The sequence below is a fragment of the Marinomonas posidonica genome, assembly GCF_043643765.1.
Classification (GTDB): domain Bacteria; phylum Pseudomonadota; class Gammaproteobacteria; order Pseudomonadales; family Marinomonadaceae; genus Marinomonas; species Marinomonas posidonica_A.
Genome location: NZ_JBHZSP010000018.1, coordinates 41,142 through 53,113, shown reverse-complemented (window position 1 = coordinate 53,113; position 11,972 = coordinate 41,142). Strand labels below are relative to the sequence as shown.

11 protein-coding genes are annotated in these 11,972 nt (G+C 45.3%); 5 read left to right on the top strand and 6 right to left on the bottom strand.

Going from position 1 to position 11,972, the window contains the following annotated elements:
- Positions 1-342 precede the first annotated feature (342 nt).
- The 4 genes from ACHUFM_RS17125 to guaB form a co-directional block, all read right to left on the bottom strand.
- The gene (locus tag ACHUFM_RS17125; protein ID WP_063334341.1) at positions 343-609 is read right to left on the bottom strand and encodes a hypothetical protein; all 267 of its coding nucleotides are present in this window, start codon (positions 607-609) and stop codon (positions 343-345) included.
- 291 nt (positions 610-900) lie between these two features.
- Positions 901-1,602 (bottom strand): DNA/RNA nuclease SfsA, encoded by a 702-nt coding sequence (gene sfsA / locus ACHUFM_RS17120; protein WP_394183778.1) that lies wholly within the window; start codon positions 1,600-1,602, stop codon positions 901-903.
- Positions 1,603-1,694: 92 nt separating this feature from the next.
- The gene (gene guaA / locus ACHUFM_RS17115) at positions 1,695-3,272 is read right to left on the bottom strand and encodes a glutamine-hydrolyzing GMP synthase (protein WP_394183776.1); all 1,578 of its coding nucleotides are present in this window, start codon (positions 3,270-3,272) and stop codon (positions 1,695-1,697) included.
- A 131-nt stretch (positions 3,273-3,403) separates the two neighbouring features.
- The gene (gene guaB, locus ACHUFM_RS17110) at positions 3,404-4,870 is read right to left on the bottom strand and encodes an IMP dehydrogenase (RefSeq protein ID WP_394183774.1); all 1,467 of its coding nucleotides are present in this window, start codon (positions 4,868-4,870) and stop codon (positions 3,404-3,406) included.
- Between the two features lie 93 nt (positions 4,871-4,963).
- Here guaB and xseA point away from each other — a divergent pair, with 93 nt between their 5' ends.
- Together xseA and ACHUFM_RS17100 are read left to right on the top strand one after the other, a co-directional pair.
- Positions 4,964-6,319 (top strand): exodeoxyribonuclease VII large subunit, encoded by a 1,356-nt coding sequence (gene xseA, locus ACHUFM_RS17105; RefSeq protein ID WP_394183772.1) that lies wholly within the window; start codon positions 4,964-4,966, stop codon positions 6,317-6,319.
- A gap of 160 nt (positions 6,320-6,479) precedes the next feature.
- On the top strand, positions 6,480-7,769 hold the full coding sequence (locus ACHUFM_RS17100; RefSeq protein WP_394183770.1) for an MFS transporter: 1,290 nt from the start codon (positions 6,480-6,482) through the stop codon (positions 7,767-7,769).
- A gap of 229 nt (positions 7,770-7,998) precedes the next feature.
- Here ACHUFM_RS17100 and ACHUFM_RS17095 read toward each other — a convergent pair whose 3' ends face one another.
- Positions 7,999-8,781 (bottom strand): sulfite exporter TauE/SafE family protein, encoded by a 783-nt coding sequence (locus ACHUFM_RS17095; protein WP_394183768.1) that lies wholly within the window; start codon positions 8,779-8,781, stop codon positions 7,999-8,001.
- 8 nt (positions 8,782-8,789) lie between these two features.
- Positions 8,790-10,196, bottom strand: coding sequence for a M20 family metallopeptidase (locus ACHUFM_RS17090; protein ID WP_394183767.1), 1,407 nt, complete (start codon positions 10,194-10,196; stop codon positions 8,790-8,792).
- A 107-nt stretch (positions 10,197-10,303) separates the two neighbouring features.
- Between ACHUFM_RS17090 and ACHUFM_RS17085 the strand changes: the two genes are divergently transcribed.
- The 3 genes from ACHUFM_RS17085 (at position 10,304) to ACHUFM_RS17075 (ending at position 11,932) form a co-directional block, all read left to right on the top strand.
- Positions 10,304-11,206, top strand: coding sequence for a LysR family transcriptional regulator (locus tag ACHUFM_RS17085; RefSeq protein WP_394183765.1), 903 nt, complete (start codon positions 10,304-10,306; stop codon positions 11,204-11,206).
- A 220-nt stretch (positions 11,207-11,426) separates the two neighbouring features.
- Positions 11,427-11,681 carry a type II toxin-antitoxin system Phd/YefM family antitoxin gene (locus tag ACHUFM_RS17080; RefSeq protein WP_394183763.1) on the top strand — a complete coding sequence of 85 codons (255 nt, stop codon included), beginning with the start codon at positions 11,427-11,429 and terminating at the stop codon, positions 11,679-11,681.
- Complete coding sequence (locus ACHUFM_RS17075) at positions 11,678-11,932, top strand: Txe/YoeB family addiction module toxin (RefSeq protein WP_394183761.1); 255 nt, start codon at positions 11,678-11,680, stop codon at positions 11,930-11,932. Before ACHUFM_RS17080 ends, ACHUFM_RS17075 begins: the two co-directional genes overlap by 4 nt.
- The last annotated feature ends 40 nt before the right edge of the window (positions 11,933-11,972 follow it).

Below are 11,972 nucleotides of genomic sequence, written 5' to 3'. Positions count from 1 at the left end.
CTCGTAAGACTTCAATTTTTTTTGAAGCCCCAGCGAGCGCCCACACAAATTATCTGATTATCTATTTTAAAGAGCGTTGCCAAGCCACTTAAGCAGCTTCGTCTCTGTTAGAGAGTGAAGCCCTGTCCGTGTCAGCGAGGGCGTATATTAAGGATCTACAGATTTAGTGCAACTCTTTTTTTCGTTTTTTTGATGTTTTGGTTAAGTTTTATTGTTTAGGCACTCTAAAACGCCAAAATCGTTTAAAAAACAAACAAAAAACACACTATCACAAGAAAAAGGCCACTCTAAATCTTTCTAGAGTGGCCTCAGTTCACTAGACGATCTTAATAATAGACGTCTTTACTCTGCAGTTTGTGCTTGCAGGCTTTCAAGTTGTGCTTGAAGCTCGTCATATTTAGCGCTAAGTGCCGCTTCTTTTTCAATTGGTGTTGCCGCTTCGTTCAGGTCAACAGTTGAATCAACTTCAGCGCCCATGCTTTCCAATTGTGATGCAATGGCATCCACTCGAGACTGTGCTTCAGCTAAAGCATCTTCATTTGCAAACGCAGCTGTTGAAAGTGCAGCAGCAGTAAATAGTGTCAGAGCTGATTTAGTGAATGTCTTCATAACGTAATCTCCATTTGTTGGTAAATTTTCAAGACCTAGTTTAGGGCTCGATCAGGAACTATCTCGTTCCATGGAAGTGATACTAGACAAGACAAAACCATAAAAAAAGCACCCGACACTAGCTTCCCAGTTTGATCCTGAAAACCCACAATCAACTTGCACTTCACCTCATAACGTAAAGAGCGGTAAGAGAATTTTGACAATACTCATCTTCAGCAGACAATTTACTGAAGCAAGGGTTCAAACCACTTATTTCATTGACGAGGAACTGACCATACTTCGCCACCATCGTCAGCAAACTGCAATGGCATGAGACACTTCCATCTTTTTGTTTGTGATATCCACTTTGTAAGCCAAAACTTCCACGCCTTTTGACACCGCCAACTCAAATGCATCCGCATACGCCGGGTCGATATGTCGAGCAGGTGACACTTGATCAATCCCCGAATGACTAACACAAAAGAACAACACAGCTCTATGACCTTGTTCCACCATCGTGATCAGCTCATTCAAGTGCTTTCGCCCTCTTTCTGTCACAGCATCAGGAAAATACCCCTTACCATCCTCTTCTAATAAGGTGACGTTTTTCACTTCTACATAACACTTCTCGCCATTCGTGCTGGTTAATAACCAGTCGATACGACTCTTCTCGCCATACTTCACTTCCGCTTTTTGCTCTGAGTAACCAGAGAGTTCTGTCATAACTCCTTTAGCAATGGCCTCACCCACCAGCTTGTTCGGTAATCCTGTATTGATACAAGCAAGATGTGCCTCATCGACCTCGACTAATTCCCAAGTATAAGCCAGCTTACGCTTTGGATTATCACTCTTAGATAGCCAAACACGAGCGTTTTCCTGCTGACATCGCTTCATTGACCCCGTATTAGGACAATGCGCCACCACTACATCACCATTTGGCAACAGAACATCTGACAAGAAGCGCTTATAACGCTTAAGTAAACGCCCTTCTATTAAGGTCGTAGGAAACTCCATCGACTACCCCTTCTATTGTATTCCTTGCAGAAACAAAAACGGCCCTCTTTATAATAAGAGAGCCGTTTCATTAAACCACTAACGTGACCAGATTATTCCCACTCAATCGTAGCCGGTGGCTTAGACGACACATCGTAAGTCACACGAGAAATATGTTCGATCTCATTGATGATGCGGCTGGAAACCGTTTCCAACAATTCGTATGGCAAGTGCGCCCAACGCGCTGTCATGAAGTCGATGGTTTCAACGGCACGCAATGCCACAACGTATTCGTAACGACGCCCATCGCCTACGACACCGACAGACTTAACGGGCAAGAAGACCGCAAAGGCTTGGCTGGTTTTATCGTACCAACCAGAGCGACGAAGCTCTTCAATGAAGATAGCGTCCGCGCGACGAAGAATATCGGCGTATTCTTTTTTCACTTCACCGAGAATTCGCACACCTAGACCCGGTCCTGGGAATGGATGACGGTAAACCATGTCATACGGCAGACCTAACTCTAGACCCAACTTACGTACTTCGTCTTTAAACAACTCACGAAGCGGTTCAACCAATTCGAACTGCATGTCTTCAGGCAAGCCACCCACATTATGGTGAGACTTGATGACATGCGCTTTGCCTGTTTTAGAAGCAGCCGATTCAATCACATCTGGGTAAATCGTACCTTGTGCTAGGAAATCGACATCGGTCAATTTACCCGCTTCGTCATCAAAGATATCGATGAAGGTATTCCCAATGATCTTACGTTTCACTTCTGGATCAGCTTCACCAGCAAGCTTACCAAGGAACAAATCTTCCGCATCCACACGGATGACTTTTACACCCATGTTATCAGCGAACATTTTCATCACTTGATCGCCTTCATTCAAACGAAGCAAACCGTTATCGACGAACACACAAGTCAATTGATCGCCAATCGCTTTATGAAGCAAAGCCGCCACGACAGACGAATCCACACCACCAGACAAGGCCAATAGCACTTTGCGACCACCTACTTGAGCCTGCATACGCTCAATGGCATCTTGCGCAATATTCGCTGGCGTCCACAGAGTGTCACAACCACAGATATCGACAACAAAACGAGACAGAATGCGGCCACCTTGAAGTGTGTGCGTTACTTCTGGGTGAAACTGAACACCGTAGAATTTCTTCGTTTCGTTCGCCATCGCTGCAATAGGGCAGCTATCCGTCGACGCCATCAGAGTAAAGTCTTCTGGCATAGCAACCACTTTGTCACCATGACTCATCCACACGTCTAATAAGGCAATGCCATTATTCGCCACGTGGTCTTGAATATCATCAAACAAAGATGGGCCATCGTGTTTACGAATCTGTGCGTAACCAAATTCACGTATTTCAGAACCTTGAACTTTACCGCCCAATTGCTCTGCCATGGTCTGCATACCGTAACAGATACCAAATACCGGCACGCCTAGATTGAAAACGGCTTCTGGAGCACGCGGCGAGCCTGGCTCAGGCACAGATTCAGGGCCACCAGCCAAGATGACACCTTTTGGGTCAAAGTCGATTACTTCTTGATCTGTCATATCAAAAGCACGAACTTCACAGTAAACACCGATCTCACGAACTCGACGCGCAATCAGCTGCGTATACTGAGAACCAAAATCAAGAATAAGAATTTTATGAGCGTGAATATCTTGCGACATGGTTAGCCATTCCTCTCACTCTAGCCAAAAGAGCCAATCTTTTATCTAGAAGTCATCAATTAAAAAATGAAAGCAGTAAATAAAGATGGGGCGTGTTGTACGCCCCATCTTAACCAGCCATTATCAGCGATTTAACCCGCGTGATAATTCGGCGCCTCTTTGGTGATGGTCACATCATGAACATGACTCTCACGCATACCAGCACCAGTAATTTTCGAGAACTGTGTCTTCGTTCGCATTGTCTCGATATCAGCAGAACCTGTGTAACCCATTGAAGAGCGAACACCGCCCATCAATTGATGAACCACGGCCACCATTGGCCCTTTAGAAGGCACACGACCCTCGATGCCTTCTGGCACCAATTTCTCAACACTACTAGAGTCTTGGAAATAACGATCACTCGAACCTTGAGCTTGTGACATGGCACCCAATGAGCCCATACCACGGTAAGCTTTAAATGAACGTCCTTGGAACAAGACCACTTCACCTGGCGCTTCGTCGGTACCTGCCAACAAACCACCCACCATGATCACGCTTGCGCCTGCTGCAATAGCTTTGGCAATGTCACCAGAGAAACGTACACCGCCGTCTGCAACCACTGGAATACCACGAGGGTTCATGGCTTCAGCAACGTTAGCCACCGCACTGATCTGTGGCACACCCACACCCGCAACGATACGCGTTGTACAAATAGAACCTGGGCCAATACCCACTTTCACACCGTCAGCACCCGCATCAGCCAAAGCAATCGCTGCTTCCGCTGTGGCAATGTTGCCACCGATTACTTGAATGTGCGGGAAGTTTTCTTTTACCCAACGAACGCGATCAATCACGCCTTTAGAATGACCATGCGCAGTGTCAACAACCACAATATCTACACCTGCGTCAGACAAGGCTTTTACTCGGTCTGCCGTATCTGCACCCGTACCAACAGCTGCACCAACACGCAAACGACCCTGCTCGTCTTTACAAGCATTTGGGTAAGTCGTTGCTTTGTTGAAATCTGTTACTGTGACCATGCCACGTAGTTCGAATTGATCGTTGACGATCAAGACTTTTTCGATACGGTTTTCATGTAATAGCTTACGAATAGAACCAGAAGAAGCGCCTTCCAAAGCCGTTACCAAACGCTCTTTTGGCGTCATAATGTTGGCAACGGTTTTTTCGAAGTCTTTAACAAAGCGAACATCGCGGCTCGTCACGATGCCAACAAGGTCAGAACCTTGAACAACGGGCACGCTTGAAATACTGTTTGCTGCAGTTAACGCCATCAGTTCATTGACTGTGGCTTCTGGATTAATGGTAACCAAATCACGAACAATGCCGCTTTCGAATTTTTTTACCTTGCGAACTTCGCGAGCTTGTTCTTCAATGGTCAAGTTTTTGTGCACAATGCCAATGCCACCTTCTTGAGCCAATGCAATTGCCATACGATGTTCTGTCACCGTATCCATTGCGGAAGACGTAAGCGGAATATTCAATTCGATGTCTTTAGTGATTTTGGTTTTGAGGCTAACATCCTTAGGTAAAACTTCGGAATAGCCGGGGATGAGCAATACGTCGTCAAACGTTAAAGCTTCTTGCACGATTCGTAACATAATGGGGAGTTTCCAATGCCAACAAGGGTGTTAAGATGGCAAGTAATTCTACTCCAATAGTTGCTGTCGGTAAATCAAAACCACGAGAGATTGATGAAAAAATTTACAACAACCCATTCCCAAGAAACCGCTTTTACCGTCTCACAGTTAAATCGACAAATTCAGCAACTTTTGGAAGCCAGTTTGCCGTGGATTTTAGTTGAAGGTGAAATTTCTAATTTAGCAAAACCCGGCTCAGGTCATTGGTACTTTTCCCTGAAAGACGATCGCGCTCAGATTCGTTGCGCCATGTTCAAAAGCAAAAATCTCGCCGTGCGTTTCCGTCCTAAAGATGGCGACCTTGTTCGCTTACGGGCTAGAGTGACTTTTTATGGCCCCAGAGGCGATTGCCAGCTGAGCGTAGAAAGCATGGAATCGGCTGGTGAAGGCGCTTTGCAACAAGCGTTCGAAAGATTAAAAGGGCAATTACAGCTAGAAGGCTTGTTCGACACCAAACACAAACAGACTTTGCCAACCCGACCAGAACGCGTTGCCATCATCACTTCACCAGCAGGGGCTGCCATTCGCGATATGATCATCGCCTTCCGCCGCCGTTTCCCTTTAACCGAGCTGACTATTTTACCTTCATTAGTACAAGGTCAAGACGCGGCAACCAATCTACTGAGACAACTGAATCGCGCCGATGCCAGTGGACACTTTGATGCCATCATCCTAGGTCGAGGCGGTGGCTCGCTTGAAGACTTATGGAGTTTTAACGACGAGGCATTAGCCAGAGCCATTTTTAATGCGAAAACACCGGTCGTATCCGCAGTAGGTCACGAAACCGATTTTACCATTGCCGACTTCGTTGCCGATGTTCGTGCCGCCACACCAACAGCAGCGGCTGAATTACTGAGCCCAGATAAAGCTCATCTGATTCGTCAGATTGAGCAACACACAAAACAACTCACCTCGCGTTTGTCACAAAAGTTGGAGCAGAGCCACCAGCAACTTGACTTTTTGATCAAGCGTATTCGCCACCCAAAAGAACGCATTGAGCAACAGCAGCGCCAGTTATCACAATTGCAAAAACAACTACAACAAGCGATGGAGAAAAAGCTAACACAGCAACAAGTACTTACTAACAATATTCATCAAAGACTGCTTAACCAAAGCCCAAACAGAACCTTAATTCAACACAAAGCCAAAATTAATGACTTAAATACCCGCTTGAGCCTTGCCCTACGCAATAACCTTACCAGCAAACAAACTCACTTTGCCCGTATCATAGACAAGCTCAATCTAGTCAGTCCGCTCAACACCTTATCGCGCGGTTACGCGATTGCCAGTAAAGACGAACAGGTGATTCGCTCTATTAAGGATGTTAAAAAAGGCGAAGCAATAAACGTCCGAGTTCAGGATGGGGAAATGACCTGTACTGTCGACATAACAAAAACCACATCACCTTAAACAAAGTGAAACGTTCTGATATCAAGTGCACCTAAAATGGTCAATCAAGCTTTCTAATAAAAGCAAAGTTGTCTTAAAAAATGAATAATTGTGCAAAACCTAGGGACTTCATAGTATCAATAATTGACATAATGACTAAATAAACTGTGGAGTCCCCCTCATGTCCGATACTTACTCAGACACAACAGCAAAAGCGGACAAACCAGCCGATAAAAAACTGGTTAAGCTGATCGTGGCATCATCCATTGGTAATGCTTTGGAATGGTTCGATCTGATCGTTTACGCTTTTTTTGCACGTACCATCTCTAAACTCTTCTTTCCAACGGATAACGAAACCTTATCTTTGATGTTGGCATTGTTCACATTCGCCATGTCGTATCTAATTCGCCCATTAGGCGCCATCGTGATCGGCAGCTATGCAGATAAAGTGGGCCGTAAGGCCGCTATGCTGTTAACTATTTGGCTGATGATGGCAGGAACTTTCTTAATTGCTATCATGCCGACTTATGAAGTAATTGGCTTACTGGCACCATTCGGCATTTTACTGGCGCGTTTACTACAAGGTTTCTCTGCCGGCGGTGAGTTCGGTAGTGCCACGGCGATGTTGGTAGAACATTACCCTGAACGCAAAGGTTTCATTTCCAGCTTCATGTTTGCCAGTCAAGGCATCAGTGGTTTGCTAGGCGCAGGTTTCGGCTTACTTTTAACAACGACATTAACAACAGATCAGTTAGAAAGTTGGGGCTGGAGAATCCCATTTTTCTTCGGTCTATTAATTGGCCCTGTTGGTCTGTATATCCGTCGTAACATTGAAGAAGCAAGTGAATTCAAAGAAACAGAACAGGCAAAAGTGCCATTATTTGAACTGTTTGACAATAACAAAAGCGCTATTCTTTGCAATATAGGCGCGATGGTACTGTCTACCTCTGTAACTTATTCCATCATTTTCATGCCAACCTATGCGACCAAATATCTAGGGCTAAGCAACTCTATTGGCTATGGCGGCACCTTGATTAGTTATACCGTCTTGACGCTATTAACGCCCTTTATTGGTATTTTGTCCGATCGCATGGGGCGTACTCGTTTAATGATGATTGCAGGTTTGCTGTTTTTCTTGACGGTTTACCCAGCCTTCGTATTGCTATCACACAATGCAACCCTGCTGATGCTTGCAGGCGTGCTGTTCTGGTTGAGCATTCTTAAAGCGATGTACTTTGGCGGTTTACCTGCACTCATGTCAGAACTGTTCCCCACTCAGGTACGTGCCACTGGCATGGCATTAAGTTACAACATCAGCACCACCTTATTTGGTAGCTTCACTCCCTTTTTGCTGGTGTGGGTCATCAGCGCCACGGATGATTTATTAGCGCCAAGCTATTACTTATTGTTTACCTGTATTATCAGTTTGCTCACTCTGGTTGCGATTCGTAAACACTTTAAAATTGGTTAACTACTTTTTAAAACAACAAAGCCGTGCATAGCACGGCTTTTTATTAACCTCCCTCATCCAAGGATGATTGGCCTTAAATTTTCACCAGAAAGCAGACCAATAATCCCGCATTTAACAATAAAAAAATCCTCACAGGGCGGCAAGCCGAATGAGGATCAAAAACTAAAGCACGCCAGGTAAGGCAAATGCTTTAGGAGGACAACAGATTAAAAACGGGCGCACGCCTTTTTCACAATAAAAAATTGGCGCCAACCAAAGCCAATAGAAGAGCAAACAATCGCTTTAACATAACAGGAGGCAGTTGATGAGCCAGTTTCGCGCCCAGACGAGCAAAGAAAAAACTGGTCAAAGCAATACCAAATAACGCAGGCAAATACACAAAACCCATACTGTATTGCGGTAACGTCGCTTTCTGCCAGCCCATGTACATAAACGACAGGGCACCAGAAAACGCAATCGGCAACCCACAAGCGGCCGAAGTCGCAACCGCTTTTTTAATGTCCACCCCTTTCCAAGTTAAAAAAGGCACCATTAACGAGCCACCACCAATCCCAAAAATAGCCGACGCCCAGCCAATGACGCCACCAGAAACGGTCATCACGGGTTTCGACAACACGGAGGGTTGCCCTGCAGGACGCCAACCAAAGAACATTTGTAACGACATAAGCACAGCAAAAAAGCCAATGATTTTTTGCAAGTAGCCGCCTGGAATATAAGCCGCTGTCACACCGCCAAACGCACTACCAAACAAAATCCCAGCGCCAAGCCATGTTACTTTTGGCCACAATACGGCTTGCTGTTTATGATGAGCTAAGACCGAATTAATCGAAGTAAACAAAATCGCCGCTAACGAAGTGCCCACCGCTAAATGAGTCAACACCTCATGAGCAACACCTTGCGCCGTAAAGCTAAACACTAAGACGGGAACGATTACCAACCCACCGCCGATACCAAACAATCCTGCCAGCACACCGGAACAGGATCCCAGCAGCAAATACATTAAAAAGTCCATTATTGTCCCTATCGTGCGGCAGGCCAATGTTCACCTAAATCCCAGAAAAGACCAGCGGCGGCGGCCAAACCTTGCTCGGCCACACTGACCAACAAATGCTCATCAGGTGCATGCTGCTTACAAGAAGGATAAGAATGAGGCATCCATACCGTTGGCAAAGACAATACATCGGCAAAACAATGATTTGGTATGGTTCCGCCTAAATTCGGCAATACTGTGACATCGTCATTCAAAGACAACGCCATGGAAGATTGAACAAAGTTCACCCAAGGATGACTGGGGTCCAAACGCGTGGCGTTATACCCGCCTTCATACAGGACTTCGATGTCATCAAAGCCTTGCTCAGACAAATAAGTTGATAAGTTGGTCACCAAGTTTTGCCAATCCGTGCCAGGCACTAAACGTAAGTGACAGACCGCCTCGGCCACATCCGGAATCGCACCAATCGGTTTCTGAATATCCCCCGCACCCAATGCAATCACTTCCAATGTATTACAACCAAATAACCTTTCCCCAACAGACAGTTCCGTTTCACCCCAATGAGCATTTAACTCTGGGTCACCGGGATATCCTCCCACAGGCAAAACTTGCATCATTTTAGCCGTTAACCCTTCAGGTTGTGGCGCACGCAAACAGTCAGGAATGAGCCGTCCATGAGGAGTAACCAGAGAAGACAAAGCATGCTGCAAACGAATCGCTGTATTGGTAATAATGCCCCCCCAGTTACCAGAGTGGCGCGCGCCATTAGCGGTTTCACAACGTAAACGGAACTGGCACACACCACGAGACCCTAAGAAAATCGTTGGCGTTTTAGCATTTAAACGAGGGCCATCAGAAGCCAAAAAAATATCGGCACTCAATGCTGCTTTGTGCTCTTCACAAAACCGCTCTAACCCCTTTGATCCAACCTCTTCGCTCATTTCGAACAGCACTTTTAGGTTGTAACCTAGTGCTCCGTGTCGTGCTGCTAAAACGGCTTCTAAGGCCATTAGGTTAATGGTATGTTGCCCTTTATTGTCTGCCGTGCCACGCCCAAATAATTGATCACCATGCTGGGTTAACTGCCAAGGATGTGTGCCATCTTGCCATTGCTCAGCTTGACCATTAGTGACATCGCCATGACCATAGGTTAACAACGTTGGTAAAGCAGGATCTTCAATACGCTGACCTATCAGCAGAGGAGGGCAACCTGCAATAGGGTTATCAAAGATCTCACAAGCAAACCCCATGCTCTCTAAATAAGGGAGAATCTCTTGGCTAAGGTAAGTCGCCAGTTCCGTCATAGCAGCCGGATTCTGACTTTCCGATTGATAAGCGACACGACGTGACAACGTCTCAAAAAAACGGCCATTTTCAATATTACGAACGGCACCTTGAAGAGCTGACTGGCGCTCTTCTGAGGATAAATGCTGCATTTTCTCTCCTAAATGGTCGATTTATCTGTTGGCTTTAGCTTAAGATGGAGACAGACTTACCACAATTATCAATTACGCAATCAATTATTCGATTTTATAGAAAGCTAATGCATGAACTTACACTAAAATATTTCCACTCCGTGGCGAAAACGGGCTCTCTCTCAGCGGCTTCTGAAGAATTACACGTCGCAGTATCAGCCATAAGTCGTCAAATCACCCAATTAGAAGAACGTCTACAGCTTAGTTTATTTGAACGCAAAGCCCGTGGTATGACCCTAACAGCAGCAGGTGAAGTGCTGTACACCTATTCATTACGAAATACCTTGGAACTGAAAAATGTATTAGCTGAAATGCGCGGAGTGACAAGCATTCAACAACAATCCATCGCCATTGCCTGTCCTGAAGGCATGGCATGGGATTTCCTACCGCAAACCATGACCCAATTTCGCCAAACCTATCCAAGCGCATTGTTTTCACTGCAAGTCGTCGAGTCAGCAAAAGCCACACAGCTGGTGAAAGAAGGGAAAGTAGACATAGCCCTAACGTTTAGCTTACAACCAGAGCAAGGCGTCGAGGTTGCCTTGCAAGTCCCCTCGCCAATTCGAGCCTTACTGCCGGTAACTCATCCTTTAGCAAGCAAAGCCATTTTGAGTTTGAAAGACTTAAGCGAGTACCCATTAGCCCTTCCTGAATCAGGTACAACACTCAGCTACCTTTTTGACATTGCCTGCCACCTTGACGGTATTAATATTATCCCCACTCTCAACAGTAATGCGATGGGAGCCATCTATAGCTTTGTCGCTACCAGCCCAGATGCCATTGCTCTATGTGGCAAGCTCAGTGTTGAACGTCGTGCTCAACATGACGACTTATGTACACGACCTATTCAAGCGGACTCTCTCGAACAACGCAGCCTGCAATTACAAGTAATGTCACGTCGAAAGCAGCCAACATTAGTTCAATATTTTTTGGACTTTCTAAGCCAAAAATTGAATCAACAAGCCGGTTAAAAAATGATGTGCTGTTAAAACGACTAAGGCAATTCGTTAGGTTGTGCTGAATTAGACTGAGTCAGAAACAATAAACACCGTCACTCCACGCGCCAGCGCGAAAAGCCGCTCTCTGTGTTTTTGTTTCTTTAATCACCCCCTGGATTTTTCACCTAGAAGAACATTGCGTACAAATACAAGTACAAGTACAATAATCAGTACTTATCTCATGGAGTCTATTATGGATACGTTAAGTTATTCTGCATTCAGAACAAACCTTGCCAGCACGCTCGACAAGGTAAACGACGATCACAAACCCGTGATCATCACTCGCCAAGGCGGAAAGCCTGCGGTATTAATAAGCTTAGAAGACTTTCAAGCGTATGAAGAAACTGCCTATCTTATGGCCAGCCCCAAAAATGCATCTCGTTTAAATGATGCCATTGCCGAAGTGGAAGCAGGTAAAACACAGATAAAAGAATTGATTGAAGAATGATTTTATCTTGGGCTGAAAACGCATGGAGCGATTACCTTTATTGGCAACAAAAAGATAAAAAAATACTGAAACGGATCAACACTCTCATCAAAGATGTGACCCGCCAACCTTTTGAAGGCCTAGGTGACCCAGAACCTTTAAAGCACAACTGGTCAGGCTATTGGTCAAGACGAATCGATAGAGAACATCGTTTAGTTTATGGCGTCCAAGGCAATACTCTCTATATTGTTCAATGTCGTTATCATTACTGAGTAAAACTAATATCTGAATGTACAACTCAATTAGCTAAAG

Excerpts from the sequence above, each read along its gene's own strand:
- ACHUFM_RS17125 (WP_063334341.1), bottom strand. The coding sequence starts at position 609 with ATGAAGACATTCACTAAATCAGCTCTGACACTATTTACTGCTGCTGCA.
- sfsA (WP_394183778.1), bottom strand. The coding sequence starts at position 1,602 with ATGGAGTTTCCTACGACCTTAATAGAAGGGCGTTTACTTAAGCGTTAT.
- guaA (WP_394183776.1), bottom strand. The coding sequence starts at position 3,272 with ATGTCGCAAGATATTCACGCTCATAAAATTCTTATTCTTGATTTTGGT.
- guaB (WP_394183774.1), bottom strand. The coding sequence starts at position 4,870 with ATGTTACGAATCGTGCAAGAAGCTTTAACGTTTGACGACGTATTGCTC.
- xseA (WP_394183772.1), top strand. The coding sequence starts at position 4,964 with ATGAAAAAATTTACAACAACCCATTCCCAAGAAACCGCTTTTACCGTC.
- ACHUFM_RS17100 (WP_394183770.1), top strand. The coding sequence starts at position 6,480 with ATGTCCGATACTTACTCAGACACAACAGCAAAAGCGGACAAACCAGCC.
- ACHUFM_RS17095 (WP_394183768.1), bottom strand. The coding sequence starts at position 8,781 with ATGGACTTTTTAATGTATTTGCTGCTGGGATCCTGTTCCGGTGTGCTG.
- ACHUFM_RS17090 (WP_394183767.1), bottom strand. The coding sequence starts at position 10,196 with ATGCAGCATTTATCCTCAGAAGAGCGCCAGTCAGCTCTTCAAGGTGCC.
- ACHUFM_RS17085 (WP_394183765.1), top strand. The coding sequence starts at position 10,304 with ATGCATGAACTTACACTAAAATATTTCCACTCCGTGGCGAAAACGGGC.
- ACHUFM_RS17080 (WP_394183763.1), top strand. The coding sequence starts at position 11,427 with ATGGATACGTTAAGTTATTCTGCATTCAGAACAAACCTTGCCAGCACG.
- ACHUFM_RS17075 (WP_394183761.1), top strand. The coding sequence starts at position 11,678 with ATGATTTTATCTTGGGCTGAAAACGCATGGAGCGATTACCTTTATTGG.